Source organism: Shewanella sp. (assembly GCF_013214165.1).
Lineage (GTDB): Bacteria > Pseudomonadota > Gammaproteobacteria > Enterobacterales > Shewanellaceae > Shewanella.
The window spans coordinates 1-24,806 of record NZ_JABSSM010000063.1 but is presented as its reverse complement, the minus strand read 5'-3'; the positions used below and the strand labels follow the sequence as shown (position 1 = coordinate 24,806).

Below are 24,806 nucleotides of genomic sequence, written 5' to 3'. Positions count from 1 at the left end.
TAGTTTATTATGAAAGGGCTTATAGTTGTTCCCAATGTCATGTTGGCTGCATAAATTTTTATGAATATCTGCAAGGTTAATATTGGTTCTGGTTCCCAACGTATTGAGCATGGCCAGTACCAACTGCCCAAGCCGTCATTGCAGACGGGGGCAGTGACTTTTATTGGCGGCGGTGGTGATGATCAAATACCTGCAGCACAACGATGCAGCCTGACTGTGACTTCTCTGGTTTTACATCCGTGCTAACGTAACGCAAAAGTGTACTCACCCTGGCGCCCTGGAATCCCTCTTTGTTATTGTGTCAGGAAACTCAAAGAGTTGGCGCTATTTTGCTCCAATTTAACTTTTTTCGCCATGGCTTCGAGTCTGTATAATTGGACTGATTTGGCCATGTTGAGATCTGTTTCATTTCTAAGAAATTTACTAATTTTTCGAATAAGCTCCTCTAGCGACTTAGCGGACCCGACTTCTTTCGACAGTGCATCTAAGCGGGCTGTTTTATGAGGATGCAAGATTCCTATTGACGGTTTTATTGAGTCAAAATCCATGATGCCCCACTTCCCTTCAACGCCTCTGTCCACGTAATGATCTATATCATCACTCGTAATGCTTTGTATTCCTTTATTGTCACGATAACTTGGCGCTGAGGTACTGAGGTCATTTTCTTTGTAAAATTCGGCGACCATCATTTTATTTAAACTGCCGTCATACCAGTCTGGTTGTATTACTAGTCTTCCGATCCCAAGCTGTGGATAGAATTTATATGGCTCATCCAATTTACTTTGCAAATTATTAATGCTATCGCTGACAACTGCTCGCATAGCAATATCTGGAAAGACACTTTTTTGGTGGGCGATCCAACCGGATAAGGCACCATAGTACGGTTGTACCGTTTCCCCTGTCTTCCCATTTTTAGACTGACCGCCAGTAGGATCAATCATGATTGTATGTCCGTTGTAATGTACTACGACGGCATAATGCGTATAACTAAGATGTTGAGTTTGACTACTCAACCATTTCCTGATCCCCACAAAGTGTGCTTTGAATTTATATGGCGATAAAAACGCCATCACATCTTTTGCCGCATCGAAGCACTTCAAATCAGGCGTCATTTCATAGGTTGATATTTTGGGTGCAGATCTCACTAAATCTCTAATGTAGTTGATCGGATCTTGCTGTTGCTGAGCCGCAATAGCACCCGAGCCCTGTGCTTCCGGCACATTGACGCAAGGGATAAGGGCTGAGTCGCCAAGCGCTCTTTTATGTCGTACATGTTGACAGCGGTCAATCAGTCTGTGCGATATAGGCTGCTGAATGACACCATCATGATGTGCATCCCTAGAGGGTAATTCTAGATCGACTCGTCTGTCTCCAACATCAATAAAAGTCTTCCTGTTAGGAGAAATACCATTGGGTTTGCTGAGCTTTATCATGGAAGGACTGAGGCCGCTAAAAGGGATTGGAGTGGGGTCCACTAACTCCCACAGAGCCTCAGTTGACTTGATACCAACGCGTTTTAATTCGGAGAGAAACTGTGGGTTAGTGATAAGAGATTTTTTAACATACGCTCTTAACCCGCTACCGCGAAGTCCTTGGCTCGTCCCTTGCTTAATCGCTGTTTTTAAAGTCTGTTTCATTACCAACGTTAATTTGCCAACGGCGCCCACCAACGGCACCAACATCAAGGCCGTCATGAATATTTCGGTAAATAACTCTGAACTATCGAGTTCATAGGTTGGATCGTATAAAGAATCAAAGGTGATACTATAAAAGGGAACAAAATGGCGTCCCATGACATCCCAAAAATTTTCATCCTTGAGCGTACTCCATTTTCTATCTGATGCTTTTTTCAAGCCTTTTTCTGCGATCTCCTGGATAACATCAAGGGTCGTCTTGCTCTGTACGTCAATGTCATAATCAGGCTTGTCTGAAGACTGTAATAATGGGAATGCCCCATTAGAGGTTTGGCCAGCAGGCCCTGTATACGATTTTTCTCGCAACACGATGGGGTTATATTCATGGCTCCATAAATGCCTCAACAAATTTTTAATCAGTGGCGCTCCATGCAAAGTCGTAGTCCTTTGACCCTGATTATACCGACCCGTCATAATTTCTTGTAGTGCAGAATTGCTGCCGACCTCTTCTTTAGTTAATAGACTGGAAGAACAATATCCATCAATGGTCGAGAGTAATATTACATTGCCATTGGCAAGTTCAATCACACCGATTGTTCCCGGCAACGCATAGAAATTAGCGGCATAGGTGCCAGGCCAATAGTAAGAATCACGAGTGTGATCATTGACATTCTGCCACCCAGATCCCGTTTGTGGTGACACCTGCAGATCAAACATCCAAGCTCTTTCGGGCGACTCTAACGACTGGAAATAATTGAGCCCTGTGGTTTCCAATATCTCATAACTATACTGCTTCGCCTCCAACTCAGCGGAGTCAGAATTATAACGATCGAACTGATTTTTATACTCAGGCCAACTGCCCATATCATTACTACGTTTAAAGTCTTGTATACTCATAAATTCAACAGGCATAGGAATATCACCAATGCTTACCTTGCTGAACTCATCTTGGATTTCAAAAGCCCAAGGCAAATATTCTGCTGTTCGAACTTTATCGCCAACATATTTGCCTATCAATTTTCCAAAGACGATCAAGGTTGCCTCATGTAAATAAGGACCGATGATCTTTTCTTTCTTAAGTTTTTCATATGCCTCTACATACTCAACATCCGTCAATATCGCAGCCTGTTCTCCCTGCTTTTGGTACTTACTAAGTACAACTTTGACTGCAGCGACTTTGGCCTTCTGAGCAGCAATATAATGATCTTGCTCAGTAGTAACCTCGATGTGATTATTTAAGCGTGCAAGAATATCGTAATAATTGCTGATATTTTCAAACATGATGCTGAGATGAGACTTTTTGACTTGTAACGTATCTATACGTGCATGAGTTTCCTCTAGTAGTCCTTGTCTATGCCTGTATCTTCTGCCGTTATTCGGAGATATCAGAGCGATGCCACGAGACAACCATAATAATTCCAAGGATATTTTTCGCTGAAGATGAGTATACAATGTATATATATTCTCTAATGCTGTCCGTTCCTGAGGTTGAGGTGTGTTTAAGAAATGAGTAAAAGTAGCAGTAAAAGGTACATGTTGATATACCATCAAGTCGTCAATAGAAGAGTGAAATTCTTCCTCAGCCTCTGTGATCCCGCTGAAATATGATCGATGCAATCGGTCGTTATCTACATTATCTGCATCCTGCCCTGCTTCGGGTTCACTGAGATAAACGTTAATCAGCTCCTGATGATATATTTCATCATTCACAGGCTGTACAGATACATATTTATCGTATTCTTCTATCGTTTCTCTTACTAAACTCGATGGCTCTTTTAAACCATCGTATTCCCTTGTGAGGGAGGGATAATGATCACCCAGAGTGTTGATGCGGTCTTGCACTTTCTTGATTTCATTAATGAGGGCAGATATTAGTTCTACACTGACCACACTTGTATTGGTTGCCCTCTTTTCAATCTTATGGATATATGTCTTTTTCAATTGGCACAATATTATCTGTGCCAATTGATATTTATTGTAAGAAACGTATGTATCCTCTGTCAGACTTTTAATCACTTTATTCAACATATTCCGCAATCGAGTTTCTATTCTCAAACGATATTTTGAATAGCCAACAGTCAAATACCCATCCAGCACCCTTTGTACTATTTTTTTCTTTTTCCTTACATATTTATGATGTAGTGTAGCACGGTGGGAAGTAGAAGCTTGATCGTCTCTCTCTGTGCTGTCACCTTCTGCGCGTTCAGAATTGATTGCCACTGCTCGAGCATTGGCACTGGAAGCCAGCATTAAGGTCGATATGGCGAGCCAAAATGATTTTATGTATTTATTACCCGTTATCGCTGTGGCCATAATAGGCATTAATGCCGCAGCATTATGGAGATTTAGCAGAGACGATTCAGCCTCTTTGGGCTGAGCGCTGCGGGCATGAACTGTTAATGACTGAGCACCGACGCTGGTACTTGAGGTGCTATTGGATTGTCCTAACACCGTAGAATATTTATCAAAAAACGTCACCATATCAATAAACGTATTGGTGCTTAACGGGTTTGAGAAGTGATCAAACTCATGCAGAACATCATGCAGTTCCCAACCCTGCTGCAAAAACTCGGTAACCTCAGGGCTACTCGAATCTGCCGTTGCTACATCATGTTGTAACAGCACAAGCACCTGATTCAATTCATCGATGAATCGATCTCGATTGTCTGCATCATTCAGAAAATAATACCAGCGCTGTGTTCTGTGCGCTGGGTTATCCATCCCAGTGTTCTTCGTTTCAGGTAACGGCCCCAAGATAGGCCGTCCTAACGCTGCATTGTGAGCGAGCGGCATGGCCATATTCACAAGTTGTATTGCAGGTTCTATCCAAGCGTGCTTTGGCGTTGGACTTGGCGACCAAATGGGGTGGTCATGCTTGTCATTCTGGTAACGGTCTACGGCCTCATCGAATGATAAGTGGTCATAGGGATCATCCTCGAGTTCTTCGCCAGCATCTAAGAACGTTTCTGTCTCTTCTTCTGCGTCAAAAAACCGATCTTCACTCTCCACCTCTTCGACTTGAATGACATCAACCGTCGCCCCAGAGGATTTAGGCAGCAAACACGCAGCAGTTGCACCCAGTTCCGAATCGGCTGAGGTATGTTGTGTTAATGGTGTTGGAGATTTATCTTTATCTTTATCTTTATCTTTATCTTTATATTGGCTCGACAATGGCATAACACGACCTAATTTATCGCCTTTACTGGCGGTTATGGTGGAGGGTATAATTGGATCTATTACCCTTGCACACTGCTATTTGTTCAGTCCCACAATTGTTTTTTTTTAAAATGTTTTTTATTTGTCAGCCCCCCCCTCCTTTGATTTTGTTTCTGATGCGCAAGCTTTACAACAAGCCCCCCCCGCCATAGATAGTGCATTATCTTTAAATTAATTAAGAACTGAAGCATAATACCCAATTACTTCCCCATTAAACTCTGTCAAAATATTCTTCACGTCAGTAAATAACTCACCTAAAAATCTCATAAACACTTCCGCCCCCCCATTAATAACATGTTCAACTTCTTCACCTTTAGTTAAATATTCAGGCTTTGATGCACATACGCCTCAGCAAAAACAGAGCTTAACAGCAGATGGAACAGGTAAACAAAAACCATTAACCCCATCTAATAAAAATAAATACACATACTTAGATCCATTTAGATCTGCTGAAATATAATCACCATTTGGTTGGCGACGCCCAACAACATGAATGACGGGATTAGTATATGGAATACCTTCATACTTTATTTCAGAATGACTATTGTGAACACTATGGCTGCACTTGGACAAATAAAGCTTCTACTTTATTATCAGTAATCACATTTAATGGTATGCACTACAGTGATTATTAAATATTCCTATCTAACAAATACTTTTGAATATTATTTCCTTAGCATAACAACCGAACTCAACCTTAAACCTCATTCATCTTAGTTAAACTTCCAAAGCACTTAGAATATAATAACCTCAGGTATTTTAGAGGAGTGCAAAGGAAACAACGATTACTTAAATTATTAGATGGCCCTATATTTTCTATTTGCTGTATAACCTCTTTCCACATATTATTATACTCGGAACTTGGCTTAGAAAATCGTTCAAGTTTAACCTCAGAAACTGTAGATTGAGAGCTTCCTCCTTCAACTGATATCGGAGGCAGGCTCGAATTTTTACTTTACGTAATTAATAAGTTAGAGGAATGTACGTCTTTCCTATTCTTGGATTTTAAGTAAGCGTATGTGGTACAAACACGAGCAATGGAAACATTTAAAACTTCGCGATACCTGACGATTCAACTCACATAAAAAGTAAAAGTGACAGCGCATTATCGACACAGTTTCCGGCAACATACTTTACCGCCGCATCCGCATCCGCATCCGCTATCGTTGCGTATTGGCCATTGCATGGGACCTACTTCTATATTCGTGCCGATGCATTTCTTCATTCCACACTTTTTTATTTCATGACCAGTAGGCATCATCAAGCCTGCTGACCTGCAGACTTGATGACATCAACCAGTAAGTTACTGGCCCCGTAAGGTAAAGCCTGAGAGGCATATAATAATGCGTCTTCCGTGGCTTGTATTCGGCATCCAATATTGGCTTTTGTTGACTGATATCGACTAGTTCAGCTTCGGTTTTGCGCTTCTCCTCGGTGCCGGAAGTGTGACATCTTGTGCTGCGCTAGCCTCAGTAGTGGGTCTGATTACTGAAACGGGTGTCGTCGGACACCTTCTCGTCGATCCTGGACAAACAGACGAAACATTAATGGGCTACAAGTGGTTATCCCCCCTGATAACTAATGCTAGACAAAAAATCCGTCAAGACAAAAGTTGATTCAGGTTCCTTCGGTACTGGTTCCGACACAGCTAGAGCTCAATGAAGCGATTGTCATTGGGTTGTTGGAACCGGTACAATCGCCTTGAAAAAAATATATCTCCTAATATTTAACCTCACTCACGTTACAAAAAACGGGAGTGACCATAATAAAATAAATTAAGATCCCCTACATCTTATCCACTTGATTTTGAACAGATTTAACCGGTGGCACAACATCGTTTATATCGGTTAATGACACAGGCACAGTAACCGAGTAATTGAGCACCAACCTGGGTTTATTGCCTAAGGATTGCCAAAAGTTACCTAAGCTGTTGAGCTCTTCTTTTGGTGGCATAACGCGCGTAAACGCCCCTGGGATCCCTGCCAGCTGGCGATGGTTAATTAACGCATTCATCACTTGATTCATCACTACCATAGCCTGGTTTCTCGGCCCACTGCCCGGCCCGCCACTGCTTACGGCTTGGGCATCCCAATACGTGATGAGGTAGTTACAACATACATTGATGTTTCCCGGCACGAATTTTCCTTGGCTGTACTGGCGTGACTCTGCTGTATTTAAGCGTAAGTCTTCATGAAGATCATACAGAAACACACTGATCACAGGTTCAGCAGGTAAATTATCAGGATCAGGCAAGTCGAAAAGGATCTGGATATTGGCATCAAGATATTCCCGCAGCGCGTCATTCAACGCCTCGTTAACGACAATGATCGACATGTCCGAAGGGATAGGTGTACTCATATTTGGTTTCCTTAATTAGTGTTCACAGGGTAATGCGGCCTATCTTAGCCAACTCTCGTTGCATCGCTTTTCTAATGTGCTGTTCACCAACATGTGGTGCACCGTCTTCAGCTGCCAACCATGCTGATAGCACTGAGATATTACGAATATTGGCCCCGGTCAGCTCTGCCTCAATAGCCAGTGATTTCACGTTAACGTCTGGGGACAGGCTGATGTTTTTAGGCCATACGGTTCGCCACATTTTTTCCCGTACCGCCGCATCAGGGAAGTTAAAGCGGGTAATAAAGGTAAATCGTCGGCTAAACGCATCATCAAGATGGCCACGATTATTCGTCGATAAGATCACCAGCCCAGGATGATTTTCGAGTCGTTGTAACAGGTAGGCCACTTCAATATTGGCATGGCGATCTTTTGAATCGCTCACAGCAGACCGTTTACCAAATAGAGCATCAGCTTCATCAAAAAATAGGATGCCGGCATCGGCCTCTGCCAGATCAAAAATCCGCGCCAGGTGTTTCTCTGTCTCACCTATGTATTTATCCACCACACTCGCCAGATCAACCTTGATTAAATCGACATTAAGTTCCTTAGCAATCACCTCAGCCGCCATGGTTTTTCCGGTACCGGAGTCACCATAAAACAAGGTGCTGATCCCGGTGCCATAATTCACTTTATCTGCAAAACCCGCTTCTAGTAGATGTTGCTGTTGCCTAGTTGCAATCAAGACTTCCTGCAACTGTTCTTTTAGCTCATCGGTGATAATTAAGTCTTCAAAGGTGCGGATGGGTTCGACTCTCTGGGCTAATTTGCCAAAGTTTTTCTGCGAAAATAAACGAAAAGCCAGGTTCAAATCGTCTTGATTAACCAAGGTATTCGGCGCTCGCAACGAGCGATAACACTTAGCTTCTTGTAATATTTGCGGCAAAGACTCTTGGTTAAAATAGAATCGGCGACATAGAGAATCTTCATCTATGGGACTGAACGTATCCGTAGACAGCGAGCTGCTTAGCAGTGTCGTCTTTTCCCGCAGAGTCAACTTTGGCATTACCAAGGATATTTGTGCGATATCAGGCATGCTGAATCTGGCACTATCTTGTTCACATAGACCCACTACACGTACCTTGGCTCGCTGCAGCAGTGTCAGCCAATCCGGAAGAACGTCTTTCGCGCTGCCCGTAAATTCATCCCAGTGGCGAACAACCAGCATGGCATCATGCATTCTGGCATCACGTAATGCCTGAATGAGGCTGGATTTCGCCTCGTCATACTCGGTAGGTAGACGAGCAATATCGAGTGCCAAAATCAGGCGGTTTTTCTTCGCTGCTGCCGACTTGATGGCACTGAATCGGCCACTCCCTAAGGGCCCTTTGAGGATTAATACCGGATAACATCCATTGTCTTGCTCTGCTTCTTGCGCTTGAAGTCCAGACAACACGCTCGAAGGACAGTCACTCACTTCCTGTGCCACAGGATGCCAAGTCGCACTCTGGGTTAATAATGACGACAGTGTGCAATTGCCGGTTAAAAAATGAAACACCTCAGTTGAGGTTTGAAATAAGGCTTGTCCCCAGTTTTCTTTCTGGCTTTGACCTGTCCTCACCAAGGTGATCAGCCGATGCCGCAACAGCGGAGCATCATTTAGCAGGCAAGCTTGTTGCTGGCTCTGCTGGGCCTGGGATGAACACAACAATTTCAATGCCAGTTCAAAACTGGGGTGTTTTTTCTGTTCATTACGCTGCAGCGCGGAAAACAAAGAGAAATAACGGCTATCAAAGGAGGCCATGAGTCCCAGCAACATAATGTCAACTTCGAATGCCGTTAATTCAAAGCATTCGATTAGCTGTGACAACAAACCGGTCGACATGCTCTCGCCATGGTGGGCATAGACACCGCAGGCACCTTGAGGGGCCATCCAATGAGGTGTTCCTTTAGGTGCGTTAATGTGCGCTAAAATAGCCTCTTCATCTAACAAAAAATCTTCCAGCACATGTTGATCAAGACTGGGTCTTTGCTTGTGAGTATAATCTTGTAGGCATAAGTCGATGCGCTCTAATTCTTTAAAGAGCTGACCATTACTGTCATTAAAGAATGGACTATTATGTAAATTATTCATTAAAACCGTCTCAGTTATCTTGATACAATCCCCTTAGACTTCTTATTCCCATGATGAGAACGCGGGCAGCATAAGCGGTGTTCGAGCGTGTAGGTTTAGGCGCTAGGCGCGGTCCATTTCACTTTAATGGGCCGCTCAAACCAAGGCAGTGCGATCATATTGGTTGGCCATGGCCACTCATTGAGTAGTACGTCAAAGGGTTCAGGTTCGATATAGATCACCGTTTCTCCTTGTTCGTAAGCTAACCAGCCGGGGCGCTGTAAAAACCATTGTTGAATATCGACAGGTGACAGTCGTTGCCACGTAGAAGGTAATAAGTCAGGCAGTGCTGCTAACCACTTAAGCAACTTTTTATTGGTTGCTGATCCCACCTCAATGCCTGGTTGTTGTTCTTGGTGCGTCAGCCCACTGAGCAACATGGGGATGGCGTCTGCTGGCTCTGTTTGATCTTGAACCATGTGACTTAACATCTGCAAACAAGATGCGGCCTGATGCTGGGCCGTTGCCGTCACAAACCCATCATCCTGGATGAAACCGAGGTGACGAAATAAACTGGGGAAAAATGGCCAGAGTAAACACAAACCCGCAGCGTTCACCTTTAACACCTTACCCTCAAGCGTCTCACGATGAGCTTTATCCTCTCCATACTCATGCATGAATGGTTCAAGATGTCCTAATGCCGAGCGGTTGACAGTGTGGTCAGTCAGCTGACCCTCAAGCGTCTCACGATGAGCTTTATCCTCTCCATACTCATGCATGAATGGTTCAAGATGTCCTAATGCCGAGCGGTTGACAGTGTGGTCAGTCACCTGACCCTCAAGCGTCTCACGATGAGCTTTATCCTCTCCATACTCCGGCATGAATGGTTCGAGATGTCCTAATGCCGAGCGGTTGACAGTATGGTCAGTCAGCTGACCCTCAGATATCACCGCCAACTGCGGCATCGCAGCAGGTCGCGGCTCCCCCGTCACCTTTATTTCCGGTTGACCCATCCAGGTGATTAGCCTTTTACCTTGCGCGTCAGACAGAGGCGCAAGCACCGCGGTTTGCACCCCTACATCACGCCACAGAGCCTGTAACCATTGCTTCATGGTCTGTGAGTGACTGCCATGCATGCTGGTCACCTGTTTAAAAAGCAGCCTAAGCCGCTGCTTTTGGTCTAATGTCCGCAGCGAAAATGCCCCTTTAAATTCAGCAGCAGGCATTATCAACTGTGGATGCTGCTGAAAGTAACCTAACACGCTTAACAGCAGCGTTGCTTGATCACACTTTCCATCCACTGATACCCACGGCATCCAGGCTTCACACAACTTTTTCAAGGTCGAAGGGGTTAATGACCGATATAAACGCTGCGCACCATCGCCATTGAGGCAAAGGCTTGCCAGGGCGCCTAAACTGGATTTTGGATCACGTAACCACTGTGCTTGTAACCAGTCATCGAGAGGCTCCGACAGAGGCCCTTTACCTTGTAACAGCGCCTGCTCGAATCGCTGGTAATTTTCAGACTGTGAATGCGTGGATTGACATTCAATCGGCTCAATATCTGCGGTAGACAATAAAGGCCGGAGCACTCGCTCCAGCCTGACTTCCAGACGCTGACAAAACGCTCTCTCAAACGCAAACGCGGGTAACGCCCCCAAGTTCACCACCAAGGGGGATGAAATGCGGCAGCGCTGACCGGGTCTATCTAGTCGGGTGAGTACCCGCTCGAGCAGACCTTGCAGCTCGAGCCGAAACAGCCGACTGCATCGCTGGCTAAAGTGATCAATATTGTCAGGACAGACGGAGAGTTCGATACGAAGTTTGTCTAGTTTATGAGTCGGCTGTGAGGAAGATTGCGACATTTTGCCACTCCTTTTAACCGATTATGTTTTTATGATAAAGGCCAAGGTGTAATAAGGAGGGATCGCATTCACTGAGTGATTGTGGCTAGATTGTGATGCGCTAGTGGTGTGATTGTGACCAGCACCACTACCCACCTTGCTGGTATTGGCTAAAAGATAAGCGTTTACAAATTGGTAGTCGCTGCCAGAATATCGGTGAAGCTTGTGACCGCTACCGAAAGTATAGCCATACTCATACACACCTAATTTATCAGTGGCGAGACCAGTTCGTCGACCGTCCAGATGATCATGCTCTGGCATTTGCGCAATTGTCAGAGAACGATTATTAACTGTTACTGACACAGCTGGCTGTTGTGAGTTAGTGTACATCGTATGATATTTACCGCTAGTTGAGCCGTAGGTCCTTGCTGATGACTGGCCGAAATCATTAAATTCACCGCCTAGGATAAAGCGCCTCCTTAAATCAGGTGTTGCCATCCCGTCAACCGTGTCACCATTACACAGCGCCCAACCTGTAGGTGCACTGCTACCAGAAAACATCATGATCATGCCGCGGTGAAATTGCTGCTCCGGCACAATACTCATCCCAGTCTCATCCACCATCATCCCGCCATTGGATTTAATTTTCACCTCCAGCTGGCCCCCATTATCCAACGCCAAACCGCAGCTCTGATTAGGGCTTTGTTGCGGGCTCAGTCCCACCGCTTTTCGACCGTGGTCGGCAACATCGATGAGGGCAGAAAAATCACTCTCCAATGGGATACTGCGCGATTTAAATTGTTCTTTTAATTCAGCCACTGTTGGACCGGCATTGATGTTCACGCTCATTGTTTTCATCCTATAAAATAGACACTTACCTTGATTGGTAGGTAGGTAAGTAGGTAAGTAGGTAAGTAGGTATTATGTAAAATGCCATTGCAGATTAATCTGCAATGGCATTCATTTATTTATTTAAGAGGATCCAAGTCCCCGCGCTAACTCTCTATTTCAGGGACATAGAAGAGCTCATCTTGAATCACGACATCACTGTGCCACTCATTGCCATCAAGCCCTATCACATCCTCTTGCTGTTCCGGGGTGGCCACGTACATTTCTCCTATCCCATCCAGACGCACTGGACGTTGACCCAAGGTCAGGTTATAGATGATGTCAAAGGCATCGTCGCCCAGTGGTAACCCCGCGTGTTGCCATCGCTCATAAAGTAGGCCAAATTGGCTGAATTGCCCTTTTGGCATCCAATGGATCAACATACCAATATGCGAGGGGATTTCGGCCAATATAATTTCTTTTACCCAAGCTTCAGTGGCATAGGGATCTGAAGACAATGCTAAAATTGAATTTAGATCAAACACGGCGCTCAACATAAATGAAAAACGATCACTGCTGGCCTGATCATGATTGGAAAAATGCCAACGATAATGGGGAGTTTGCTCATCACTGGGAAAAGAAGAGCTACCGGAGCGCCTCACCACTATGGTATTACGTATTCTATCGATGGCCGTAATATCAACAACAATATCATCATTGCTCTGTATTGGACTGCCCTGTGTTTGACTGTCTGCTGAGATTTGATATTGGAAAGACAGCTCTTCCCCCACCACAGCCATGACAGGAAACGGCATACAGTTAAGGCGTATTTCATCGGCTTCAACACCCATTTGATCGTCACTGTACACCAAGGAATAATCCATATCCTGCAGCCAAACGGCACTGTTTTTCCAAATAATCCGCTCAGGAGCCAAGCTGATGATGGTATCCGCATGACGAGACAATTGTTTACTGCTGTCCAAGCTCAATGAAAAACTGTTGCTGCCAGGATCTATCAACCTAATCATTTGTCCCCGAATGGTAAACGGATCCTCATCTTCAATAAAGATAACATCGACCAATTGCCCCACCACAAGGTGGGCGGTATTGGCACTTGAAAGCGTCAGGTATTCATGCCCATCGAGAGTGTCAATATGTGCATTAACCGGCGTTTGCTCGCTGTCGTAGTCTGGATAGGCTTTAGCGGGTAGTAATTGTCTGTGCTCCACCAGATAAAAAGGCAACTTTCCCAATTGGGGAGCATTATCAAAAATCGACTCCCCGCCTAGCCCCAGCTTAGCGGCAATACGTTGCTGTAACGCCGATATTTCCGCGATACGCGTATTCGCTCTGTTGTAAGTTAATAGAGTATGGCGTGATAAATACCCCTGCTGAGAGAGGAGGTACAGTTCAGGAGACTGTAGAAATACATCCGGCGCTAAGTGACTGTTAAAATAAGTCAATAAAAACTGCAGGGTCCTCAGCTCTTGCACTCTGTCATGGGAGCTCTTATCTAAAAACTGCGCTAACTCATCACGGTAATCCCCATGGACATGTTGCGCCATACTTTGTTCAGCAAAGGGCCATTGACTGCCCCAAACCTTATCGCCTTGACGTTGAAAAGCCAGCACTGTCGGTAATAAGGCTTGCTGCTGATAATCATTGGCCAATATCTGCTCAAACGTCAGTAAAAACTGATGCAGATGGGTTTGGGTTTGCGTTGCTGGCAGCGTTAACAAGTCATAACAGGGAGGGACAACATCAGAGGCCGGATGGTAACGAGCCGTATCACGCCATTGACCATAGGGCAGTATTAGTGGGGCGTTATGGATTAACGCAGGCCTGGCCAGCTCAGCCTTTATCTCATCTTTAGTGGCCGTGAGCTGCACATCACCGACGCCTAATAGCCTTACGGACTGACCCAGCGCCAATTCTGACAAGGGATCATCCCCCCACAAGAGAGGATAACGGCCTGAGGTACTCGTTTCCCAGAGCCATAAGTGACCTGGAACACTTTGATCCGTGCCTAAGGTGCGGATGCCTTTCACACCGTTAATAGCAAGCAGTGCAGTGGCTAAGCCACTCAAGTTGATCTCGACTTGCGCTTCGCCATTGATCTTCGAGGGTAATTGCGGTATCCAACCGTGTTGAAGTCGAGGACCTTGGTAAATGTCTTCATTGGTTCCTCCTCGTTGCTGCCATTCTTCAGCGGAGTAACGCAGTACAGAAGGAGTAACATAATTTTCGCTAACACGATAAACATCTGCAAGAATCGCGGCTATATTACTATTTTGGCTGATATCTTTATCCAGTACGATCTCGATTTCAGGCATCAAGTTTTCAGGCGCTAACCAGATAACTTTACTGACGCATTCACCAAAATTACGATGATTCAAGAGAAATGAGTCTAACGCTGTTTGGGCCATATCCGGATTGTCTTGCGTTTCTCTGGCAGGCATCAGGTACAAATGATAATTGCCTCTTAGTGTGAGCGCTACAGTATTGGCACCATTTTCAGGCTCAATCAGACTATACTCTCGTGTATCCGTGTTATACCAGTACCGATAACGCGCCGCATCGGGTTCGCGAATAAGCTGAGCATTACAAAAGAAGAAATACCCCTCCTCAGTGTCCGAGCTATGCAGATCTAGCAATGCTCGGCGATAATCATCTTCGCTAATAGGGCCACAAGTGAGTGCCTGCTGAGGACCAAACTCTGGCGGGAAAATGCCCCCTTCCTTTACTTGTTGTTCCTGTGGTGGCGTCAGTAGATCTGTCAAGGGAAGCGTTTGACGATAGGCTAAATCGGCCACACCATAACCGAGAGCTTCTAAAAATGTGATCCCAGGATCATGAGCGTCTTTATCACACCAGCTTTCACACGCGTATTTTTCTATCGACTCTGTGGCCTGCTCTAGCAGGCTATTAAAATGGATATCATCCCGAACAAGCGGGAGTAACGACTCAGTTGTAGACATGTTTTTTCCTTATCAACATTCAATTCACTCGGACCATTGAAGCACTAGCACTTCATCATTCTCGCCTTGCACTGACGCTTCTTCTCCATCGAGTGTAAGCAGGTCCACATGTTCAACATAGGATTGCTGCTCGATATACGTTAAAATATCGTAATAATCCAAGTGATTGGCAAGCATTATGCCTGAAGCATTTCCGGTTCCCCAAGGCATGAAGTGATCCGTAATAGATTGACGTAATTGCTGCTCAGCATAATTAGGGTTAACTCCCTCGTTAAATGTCACCCGATGCACTAATGACACATCTCGATAGTTTGGATTGGCCACCCGAATATCTTGCCAAGATGAAGCCAGACCTTGTAAATATTGGCTCATGCGTTCTAATCTGGCCGCATTGAACATCGGCCGCAGCACATCATCGTTATCTTTTTCAGTGACCAAGGGTTGTACGACTAATCTTTGCTGGAGCAATGCAGGCACTGTGGTCAAAATATCCCCAGATGGGATCCGCGCGTCAAACACCCAAGGAAACTCGGTTTTCAGCAGCATCACCATATCTGGCCACGTCATCGCCCGCTTACGATGATCGAGTCGCTCTGCCGCGCGAACAGCCAGTTCATTATTAGTTTCAGCCGCTTTCCCCCCCATGGAAACCCATGGTTGAACAATACCTGAGACACCATTGATAAAAGTCACCGCTTGGGTGATACTTTCTGCGGGTAATGGCTGTGACGCCCTATCAGCATCGAAAGCCGAGACATTCATCAATGTCGCTGTCATGCCATTGGTTAAGATCCCAGTCAGCCATGGATAGTCAGCGATGTTCTTGACCGAAGCATTGCAAGGCTCAATAACCGCACGGATCCAATGCCGTCCAGTTGGCATCGCGGTCACAATACTGCTGGCATCTTCAGGTAGAATGACAGACCAGAGACCATGAGCTGAAAGTCCATGGGTTAAATCCACCACATGCTGCGCTAGGCTTTGCCACTGGTTGTCATGATTCAGATATTGCCATTGGGTATCCAAAGGCTGTGGACTATTTAATTGCCAAAAAAGCGACAAGGTTTGCCCTGGTAACATGTCCTCAATACCAATATAAAGTTCCATGTTCTCGACAGACCCCATGGACTCATTGGCATAACCGAAGGGGGTTAAGATGACTTGTTCAAAATCAGTCACTCCCTGATTATTGACCGTGACAGCGCTTATCAAGGGAAGCGATTCACCGTCTTGTCGAGATATTCTCAGGACGGGTTTGTCAAAAGGTGCACCAGGCAAGTCTTCTGGCGGGCTGATGTCCCCTTCACTGGCGAGTATGGTGAACTCGAGTCTCCGATTTGTGCTTGAGCTCAATAACGATAAGTCCAACCATTTATCTCCCCCGCTAATGTGTCCGCTCAGTTGTGTCCAGTCTACGTTCCCAGCGGCTAGATTGATCACGAAACGGGTTTCTCCCCCACTGCCTTTTAATGCATCAGCGATCAGCATTCGGCCGGTTAACACAGTCTCGGCAGGCGTATTTTCATCAAACAGGCGTAGTCCTTGATCATTCCAGTCCAGATCATCGCCATACACGACAGCGCTCTTTGCTGACCCAGAATCACCTGGATAGCACCAACGTAAATCACGCCAACGACTGTGATTAGCCAGCACATCTGCATCCAAACCATATTCGATATTGGTGCCATTATCATCTTGTCCCGCTGAGAATAAGGTGCCCTCTGGCACCATGACTTCAGGCGTGTTCTGGTTTAGCTCAATCGCCAGTGCAACTTGCGAGGGGGCTGCAGGTCGCTCTTTAAAACCCAGTAAACCGCGGTAGTATAAATCTCGATGTGCGTGAGGAAAATAGTTCATCAAGGCTTGCGGCGTTTCCAACATAGTGAGCATTGCAAACAGGAAAGCTTGGTGCGGCGGTAAATGACCATCTGCTAACGAAGGGTTCTTGTATAGCTCAGCTAACACTTCGGGTGTATTACCTTCCATAAAGAGGAAATCAGCCCAAGAGCTAAGTGTGGAGCCAGTATCGGAGCTATAAGGAATAGATCTCGCATATTGTTCGATAAATTGTAATTTTGACAACACGGTACGGTTATCAAGCATAAATCCTGTCGTAGGGACGACACTGGACAATGTGTCTTGTAATGGTGTTAAATTAGCCATGTGAATTCCAACCTATGATGTCGAGCTACTCGCGCAGCGCGAACTCAGTTATATTTGAAAGGGTGACGTCGACAGCAGCCGGATGATGAAAAATAATGAATTTATTGTCATGCCCTGACTAACCGGCATAAACCCCTTTTTGACTCGATATAAACTCACCGGTGCCGTCCGAATCCAAGGACACATCCGGTGAGCCTACTGGCGTCATCGCTAGTATGGTCGGCCGAAAACTGGCGGTGAACGGTTCCTGTCCCTTCGTGATCAAGACCTCACCACTGAGACAGCCTTGCGCTAAGTGACCGGGTTTCAATTCTTTAATAGACACGATCCCAGAGCCTGGAATAGTATGCGTCGTAGTGGTATAGGTGGCAGCCACCTGCACCTTGGCTTCGTCTCCCTCAATACACATTTTTCTCTCACCGATCGTCGCATGACCGCTGCCACTTATCTTTGGCGGCGCGGGGATGATGACGATTCGACTGCCAAATGTAGCATCGAATATCAAATAATCGCCATCCAATATCACAAGGGATTTCATGACTGTATTCCTTGCCCATCAGTAATATCTAACGACCCTTGCCACTCTTGCTCAATATCACTGCCACTCAAACGATAATTCACTTGAATAAAAATTTTGCTAGAAGCCAGGCTGTCTCGAGCAAAATTAATACCCATTAATTGCGCGCGAGGCTCATAGCGCAACATAGAGTCATTGATCAGAGTTTCTATATCCGAGAACAGGGTGGAATTGATATTGGCAAACATGAACTGTTGTAAGTCGCAACCAAAGCTTGAGCGCATAATACGCTCACCAGGCATGGTCTTAAACAAGATAGTCAAACTCTGATGTACATCTTCTGCACTTGCTACCATGTTAACCCCTTCATTGTTGAAGGTCGGTGGAAACCCCCAACCACGTTTATAAATTGTAACTAATGGATCTTTCATCGTATTCTCCTTTAGAAAGGGTTTATGGGACTAAATCAATCGTTGAACCTTTAATTTTGACTGCGGCTGAACTTGTTATATCGATGCCCTCTTCACCTTTGATTTTGACTGCGGCTGAACTTGTTATATCGATGCCCTCTTCACCTTTGATTTTGACTGCGGCTGAACTTGTTATATCGATGTCCTTTTTACCTGTTATTTTGACTGCGGCTGAACTTGTCATATCGATGCCCGCTTCACCTTCAATGCTGATGCCGTCATCTTCACCCAAGGTCACTAGACTCTTCTGGCCAGTACTGAAAGTCATGGTATTGGCCTTCACATCGAACACCTGCTTAGCCGTCACCTTATCTCGATTCACCACCCAGCCTTTTTGATTGTTGTCATTATCGTATATGATTGCAGGCTTATTTATAGGGTTGTGCAAGGCCCCCATAATGACGGGGTAGCATGGGTTATTTTCAAAAAAACTCAGCACGACCTCATCGCCCACTTCGGGATAACAGTAGAGTCCACTGTCCTTACTGGCGTAGGGCATTGAAAATCTGGCCCACAGCTGATTTTTCAACTTGTCTTCATGGATCGCACTCACATGCACACGAATTCGATAGTAATGTTTCGGATCATTTTTTTTGTTATCCACCACAGTGCCAACATGCATCCCGGTGATGGGGGGTAAGGGATCCAATACGGGTACCATGCCTTTACGGCCTATGGTGACGCGTGATTTCCAATGCGAAGGGGTTAACATATGACTCACTGACGTGATCAAGCCCGCACCATCAAAGCTTGTACCAAACCCTTTTACCTTTAAGGTTTGGCCAGGCTGATAATCAGTAGAGCCCTCAAGTTCAAACTCACCTTGCGCGCGGCTAAGCTCCAAGTTCAATAACACATTTTTGGCCCACAAAGCCGTCTCTTTAGCAGCTTGTGGCGTGCTATAATTGACAGCCCAAGCGGTTGAATCTACTAGTTTTACTGCCTTTGAGCTGAAAGCCCCACTGCCAATGGAGGTTGAATTAGCCTGACGTGACATCAACTTTTGCTCACCGATATCCCAGGTCGCGACGGATAATGTTTTAGGTTGATCGATCACACTAAACGTCCAGCTTGCCTGATCAAGCTGTAAGCCATTGTCTCTGAGTAACAGATGATCAGGTGCCGTATTCAATCTGGGTCTGATAATGTTAACCCCTGTTGGGCTTGCGACTAACCAGGCAGCATTCGCATCAAGACAACGACGCAACATTTGCCAATCCGTGCATCGAAATTGCACTTTTTGCTCATGGTTAATCTTCATCTTGACCTTGTTGTCAATCTTCGCGATAGCAGATGGACAGAGGTTATTGATAATCTGCTGATCGGTCATGTCAGAGAAAATCTGAGAATGAATGACAGTATCTAAACCCACGAGTGAGTGGGTAAGTTGTAATTTTAATACGGAATTTTCGCGGCTAAGGCTCAATGCATGTTCAGTAATTATCCCGGCGAACAAGACCTTTTCTTCAATCTCAGCCAATTCCACCGAGATGCGTTGTCCAGACTGACAGAGTGCAACATCAGGGTTCTTACTGAAGGTTTGCCACGTCCCCTGAAGCATAGATAATTCCAAATCAGCGTTCGGAATACCATTCGCCTGCTGATTAGTTTTTATACTAACCACTCCAAGCTTGGTTAACAGGGTTCTGTCTTCTCCTACATAAACTGCAATAGTATATTTGGATTCCATTTTTGTACCTTATGCTTCACACGTTACAAGACCAGATGTTGTCCAGGTTCGAACGCTCTTAAACTATTGAGGTCATTACTGGCTGCTAAAGACAAGTAATCAAGCGTTCTGGCTGCCCCTACCCCAGCGCCCAAGGCCATCATCGACAATGGCGTATTGTCTGGGACAGATATCAGACTCGTGGTGGATGCATGTAAAGACTCTTGGGATTGTAGCGATAAACTGGCATCTTCAATTAAGGCTAATCTCACGCTCGCTCGTAAAGGTGTGCCATCTCGGTCAAAAATGCTGTAATTGATGGTGAAATTGGTCGCTCTTCCAGCAAAATCTCGAATGGCGCCCGATCCCATTTTCAACTTACCCCAGGTGACTTTTAAAAAATTAGGCTCTGTCTTCTCAGCACTCACGCCACAACATAGCAATTTGAGCCGAATGATCTGTCGCTCTATAGGGATCCGATTTTCAGGCATTCTGGCATCAAATATCAATTCCAGATCGAGATTTCCAGGTTGTGCCTGTTGGTAGTAATTACTTTTAACAGTCGCATCCATGCCGACATTGGGTGCGTAATTTATTTGATAATTGAGCTGTAAAGCATCAGGGTTGTACATGGCCTCAATCCTTCCCTGGGACGATAATAGTCCCATTTCCCGATCAGAAAATCCTTCGATTTTCAATTTCGTTAATAACCTATCTTGGCCAATCATCGCTGTCTCCTCATCTCTTCTTGCAGTTCTTTCATCACCCGCTGACTGATCAACTCTACCCAACGACTGTCATCATCTTGCCTTTGCACCCTATTTAAGGACGTCCTTGAATGTGAATGGCGATCATTGTCACGGACGCAGGCTTGGATCACTAACTCTCTAATTTCAATAGTCATGCCTTCACCCCTAGCCAGCGCATATCTTGATAGCGCAGTTCTAAAGAATTGATCAGGATAGAATTGGCATGCGCGTCAAGATCCCCTGTTTTCCAACTTACCGGTAAAGCATTGCTTATGATCCAGCTAGACACAGGAATGCGATTATGATTAAGCAATAAAATCACCACATCGGCATACAAGACACTTTCGCCTCTGAGCACCTTGTCAAATTGTGCAGTCAGTGGCGTTAGCGTCATCACTCCGCGTTCTAACAATAACGAACCATGAGTGATTTTGTCTGCAAAGTGATAGTTGCGGGAGTTTTCCCCGCCCTGACTCATCGACGTGGTATTGAGTGTCCGACTGAGTCCAGATATTTTCTGAAAACTCAAATCTAACGGACTCGGTATGCCATTAAACATGAAAAGAGTCATAAAACGATGTGACACTGAGGGAGCAAATAGATCATTCAGAATATCCATTAGTCATTATCTCTTTGTTTAAATAATTAAGTATTTCCATCAGCATTCATGTCAAAGTGTATCTTCAACTCAATAAATTCTGCTGGGGCTAAGACAGCTAAACGCACTTTCATGATCATCTTTCCGGCCAAAATGTCCTCAGGCGTCATGGTCTCCTGCAAGCCTAATAACACCGAAAACGCCTCTTCTTCTTGCGCGCCATTTAATCCGCCTTGCTGCCACAGTTGTAGTAACCAGTTATGCGCTAACCCTTTAAATTTATACCAAGTGATCTCATTATTGGGTTCAAAAACAAACATACGTCCCAACGAGCTAAGATGGGCTTCACAGTAAGAAATCAACCGGCGGACCTGAACATAGCGAAATGAGGAGTGGTTATCGTCAGTGAATGTCCGACATCCCCAGATCCGGATTCCGCGGCCTGGGAAGCTCCGAATGAGATTGAAAGACGCACCCTGCGGGTTAAACAATCCGTTCGCGTTCTGGTGATATTGAGAGGTACGAGTTACCTGAGAAAGCAATATATTAGCCGGCGCAGACCAAACACCTTTGGTACTGTCGGCTTGCTGAATAGCGGCGATCACGGCCCCAGAAGCTGGCACAGTCACCACAGCCTCGCCATGCATATAAGGCGTCACCAGACTTGGCCAGTAGGCACTACCCGACTCTTTATCATCGCAACTGAAATCGGATAAACATCGATGAGCGAGTTGCTGATCATCCGGTGAATCCAAGATGCCGAACACGCCAGGACGCAGCTGACACAGGCTTAACACTTGCTGCCAAGCTTGTTGCCAAAGCGATATCGCGCTATCGATATTAAGGTTCGGTAACCGCACAATGTCAGGAAAAGACAGCAAGGTAATACTCTGCTCAGTGTGAATCATCTGTCTCAGTGCCGGAATTTTCAGGTCGGTTATCATATCTTCCGGTTGATTTACATCGAGTTCGGTGCCTTTTCCCAGAGAAAAAATGAATCCCCCCTGGCCATCATTATCAAAAAAGTGCTTAATCGTATAATAAAGTGTGGCATTGCCACCTTCCGCTTTACCAAAAATGGCTTCATAATCAGCGAAATTGTTAATTTCGGCATATGCTCCTACAGGCTGTTTTTCCGTATAACCAATGAACAAGGGCACAGCGCTGGCCATTGTCGTGTTTTTTACTGACAACATGTCTTTGGCCACACTGACACCAGGCTGTTGACTATTCATGACATCCCCTTTTGTAATACTCTATGACTAAATGGTTATGGAGCATCGATAAATGATGCTCCATATTTGCAAGGACTGGTAGTTACACGTCCACATCCTGGGTAAATTGCAGAATAATAAATTCTGCAGGGCGTACCGCTGCCATCCCTACTTTGACGATCATTTTTCCTTGATTAATATCCGCCTCATCCATGGTAATGCCTTTACCTATCTCGACGAAAAAAGCCTCCTCAGCGGTGCTGCCCGACAAGGCGCCTTGCTGCCAAAGTTTATAGAGGTATTGAGTAATAGCTGAACGAATCCGCTCCCATGTAGGCTGACTGTTTGGTTCAAACATCATGGTTTGCATTGTATTTTGAATATCTTTTTCCGCACTGTTAAACAATCGACGGACAGGCACGTAGCGCCAAGAGTCAGTATCGTCGCAGGTTCTCGTGCCCCAGATCACTGGGCTACCATTATGAAACTGACGGATAATATTTAAGGCTTTTCCCCCACTGGTGTATTGTCCCTGAAAGTCGTCATTCACCTTAAAGGCAGGCAGTACTCCACCACGAAGAGGCATATTGGCTGGCGCTTTCCAAACACCACGGGAACTGTCGTTCTGGCAGTAAGCCCCAGCAATTGCCGCGCTCGGTGGAATTGCCTTATCCGTCCATTTCGCTTTAAGCCAAGGATAATAAATCGCTGCATAGGCCGTTTGATCGTAGTCATTTTTCCAGACATCAACATCGTAGACTGCAGGGTCAACTGTATTACCGTCTAAATCGATGAGTACGTCGTTGTCCAATCTATTACCGTTGTCATCAATGACCTGACCCTCTCTATTGACGAGTAGGCCTTCCACATTGACTAAATGACCATCCGCATCCAGAGTAAGACCGACAAGGACCTCGTCCGAGTCATCGATGAGGTCGCCACTAGCATCAATTTTGTTGCCGTAAGCATCCACAAGCCAGCCGTCTCTATGTACTAGGCTGCTAGTCTCAGTATCAATTAAATGCCCCTGCTCATTTAACTCAATTGTGGCAAGCAGTTCCACACCCTGACTATCAACCAGAACACCAGCATCATTAATTCGATTGCCGTACATATCTATTCGGTAACCTTCCCTATTCCTACCTTCTTCCAATGGAGGAAGTTGTCGAACATCGTGAGTCGGCCCATCAAGAATCGCGAATATATTTTTACCTTCTCCGCACAGCATAGTCACCGCAGATTGGATATTCTGGCCCGCTGAGACCAATAATGTGGCATCATCAAGCTCAGGGACCTTGGATTCTAACTCGTTGAATGGAATCAGATAGCAATAGCCCCCCCCATTCTCAAAATAGGTACGAATGCAAATATCACGCATATTTTTCGAATCAAACGAGTCTTCCAAATAAGACTGATAATCCATCCACGAACTGATACGGGTACAAGTGGTAAAGGTGTCATCCATGTCGGTAATAGCAAAAACAGGCACTGCTGTAGCACTACTGGAAACAGACAGAGACATGCTGTTTAGCTCTTCGAGATAAACGCCTGGGTAAGATGTTGTTATTGGCACATTGATTCCTTATTGATTATGCAATTAATCAAAAGTGTTAGTGAGCTTGAATAGAAACGCGATCGGCTTCTAAGGTGATTTCTTGTACGGATATCTCATTACTGGTCGCATCAAAAGAAGGACCCGTTAGCCCAGTAGGAAAGGCATTAGAAACATTCCAGGTCACAAGAAGTTCACTACCAGACTCATTCGTCAGGCTGATCATCAAGTCTTTCTTTTCAACTTGATTTAGCGAGATAGAGTTAATCCAGTTGTACAACTCATTGGCACCCGAAAATATGCCCTTATTGAGGGTGATATTGACTTTTTGGAGTTGACCTGGCATACGATAAACGCCGCCTGTGCCATCTTTATATTCAATGGAGTCATGTTTTATATCCAGACCAGACACAGATTTAAACGCGACTTGATCCTCCCCTAAAGAAACCACAAATCGATAGGAAGGTATTGGATACTCATCAGCGATGAGCTCAGCAGTTGTAGACATAATATTTCCTTAATTAAAAAATTGATATAGATTAAAGCGCTGGGGTTAATTTATATATGTGGTACACCTCCATATTAAATAGACGTAATGTGAACTAACAGCTAAATAGAAAACGCATTACACTTGGGGAGATATCATTTTCTATTAGCGAACATCAGGGTGTTAAACTCATTAACTTAATCTTGCTGAGTATTTATTTAGCCATGAAACAAATGGTGCCATTCGTAAGGTAAACAACAAATAAAATGCTTGATATATTATCCATTCATTGCGCGTTATCAAAGAATGTGGCCTCTGGAAAGCTGCTATTGCCCTAAGGCTGGCACTGTGTGCATATTGCTAACTTTGATTCCAGAGGCCAAACCTGATTAAACTGAGTGACCTTTTATATCGGCTGTGGAGCCTGAAAGGAAAAA

General features: G+C 45.1%; 17 protein-coding genes. 1 reads left to right on the top strand and 16 read right to left on the bottom strand.

The window, feature by feature from the left end:
* Positions 1-60 precede the first annotated feature (60 nt).
* The gene (locus HRU42_RS15905; protein ID WP_295032405.1) at positions 61-246 is read left to right on the top strand and encodes a hypothetical protein; all 186 of its coding nucleotides are present in this window, start codon (positions 61-63) and stop codon (positions 244-246) included.
* A gap of 47 nt (positions 247-293) precedes the next feature.
* Here HRU42_RS15905 and HRU42_RS15900 read toward each other — a convergent pair whose 3' ends face one another.
* The 16 genes from HRU42_RS15900 to HRU42_RS15825 form a co-directional block, all read right to left on the bottom strand.
* Positions 294-4,811: a hypothetical protein gene (locus HRU42_RS15900; protein ID WP_295032403.1), complete on the bottom strand. Its 4,518-nt coding sequence runs from the start codon at positions 4,809-4,811 to the stop codon at positions 294-296.
* A 1,824-nt stretch (positions 4,812-6,635) separates the two neighbouring features.
* Positions 6,636-7,208 (bottom strand): DUF4255 domain-containing protein, encoded by a 573-nt coding sequence (locus HRU42_RS15895; protein WP_295032402.1) that lies wholly within the window; start codon positions 7,206-7,208, stop codon positions 6,636-6,638.
* 22 nt (positions 7,209-7,230) lie between these two features.
* The gene (locus tag HRU42_RS15890; RefSeq protein WP_295032400.1) at positions 7,231-9,321 is read right to left on the bottom strand and encodes an AAA family ATPase; all 2,091 of its coding nucleotides are present in this window, start codon (positions 9,319-9,321) and stop codon (positions 7,231-7,233) included.
* A gap of 95 nt (positions 9,322-9,416) precedes the next feature.
* Positions 9,417-11,165, bottom strand: coding sequence for a contractile injection system tape measure protein (locus HRU42_RS15885; RefSeq protein WP_295032399.1), 1,749 nt, complete (start codon positions 11,163-11,165; stop codon positions 9,417-9,419).
* Between the two features lie 21 nt (positions 11,166-11,186).
* Positions 11,187-11,993: a tail fiber protein gene (locus HRU42_RS15880; protein ID WP_295032398.1), complete on the bottom strand. Its 807-nt coding sequence runs from the start codon at positions 11,991-11,993 to the stop codon at positions 11,187-11,189.
* A gap of 146 nt (positions 11,994-12,139) precedes the next feature.
* The gene (locus tag HRU42_RS15875; protein WP_295032396.1) at positions 12,140-14,950 is read right to left on the bottom strand and encodes a hypothetical protein; all 2,811 of its coding nucleotides are present in this window, start codon (positions 14,948-14,950) and stop codon (positions 12,140-12,142) included.
* Positions 14,951-14,974: 24 nt separating this feature from the next.
* On the bottom strand, positions 14,975-17,113 hold the full coding sequence (locus HRU42_RS15870) for a hypothetical protein (protein ID WP_295032394.1): 2,139 nt from the start codon (positions 17,111-17,113) through the stop codon (positions 14,975-14,977).
* A gap of 118 nt (positions 17,114-17,231) precedes the next feature.
* Positions 17,232-17,651, bottom strand: a complete 420-nt coding sequence (locus HRU42_RS15865) for a hypothetical protein (RefSeq protein ID WP_295032392.1) — start codon at positions 17,649-17,651, stop codon at positions 17,232-17,234.
* The gene (locus HRU42_RS15860) at positions 17,648-18,061 is read right to left on the bottom strand and encodes a GPW/gp25 family protein (protein ID WP_295032391.1); all 414 of its coding nucleotides are present in this window, start codon (positions 18,059-18,061) and stop codon (positions 17,648-17,650) included. Before HRU42_RS15860 ends, HRU42_RS15865 begins: the two co-directional genes overlap by 4 nt.
* 22 nt (positions 18,062-18,083) lie before the next feature.
* Positions 18,084-19,790, bottom strand: coding sequence for a phage baseplate assembly protein V (locus tag HRU42_RS15855; RefSeq protein WP_295032390.1), 1,707 nt, complete (start codon positions 19,788-19,790; stop codon positions 18,084-18,086).
* Positions 19,791-19,813: 23 nt separating this feature from the next.
* Complete coding sequence (locus tag HRU42_RS15850; protein ID WP_295032388.1) at positions 19,814-20,497, bottom strand: hypothetical protein; 684 nt, start codon at positions 20,495-20,497, stop codon at positions 19,814-19,816.
* Positions 20,494-20,673, bottom strand: a complete 180-nt coding sequence (locus HRU42_RS15845; protein WP_295032387.1) for a DUF5908 family protein — start codon at positions 20,671-20,673, stop codon at positions 20,494-20,496. Before HRU42_RS15845 ends, HRU42_RS15850 begins: the two co-directional genes overlap by 4 nt.
* The gene (locus HRU42_RS15840) at positions 20,670-21,137 is read right to left on the bottom strand and encodes a phage tail protein (RefSeq protein ID WP_295032386.1); all 468 of its coding nucleotides are present in this window, start codon (positions 21,135-21,137) and stop codon (positions 20,670-20,672) included. Before HRU42_RS15840 ends, HRU42_RS15845 begins: the two co-directional genes overlap by 4 nt.
* Positions 21,138-21,163: 26 nt before the next feature.
* Positions 21,164-22,351 (bottom strand): phage tail sheath C-terminal domain-containing protein, encoded by a 1,188-nt coding sequence (locus HRU42_RS15835; RefSeq protein WP_295032384.1) that lies wholly within the window; start codon positions 22,349-22,351, stop codon positions 21,164-21,166.
* Positions 22,352-22,433: 82 nt separating this feature from the next.
* The gene (locus HRU42_RS15830) at positions 22,434-23,903 is read right to left on the bottom strand and encodes a phage tail sheath C-terminal domain-containing protein (RefSeq protein ID WP_295032382.1); all 1,470 of its coding nucleotides are present in this window, start codon (positions 23,901-23,903) and stop codon (positions 22,434-22,436) included.
* Between the two features lie 37 nt (positions 23,904-23,940).
* A complete protein-coding gene (locus HRU42_RS15825; protein WP_295032380.1) occupies positions 23,941-24,390 on the bottom strand; it encodes a phage tail protein in 450 nt (149 codons plus the stop codon).
* Between the last annotated feature and the right edge of the window lie 416 nt (positions 24,391-24,806).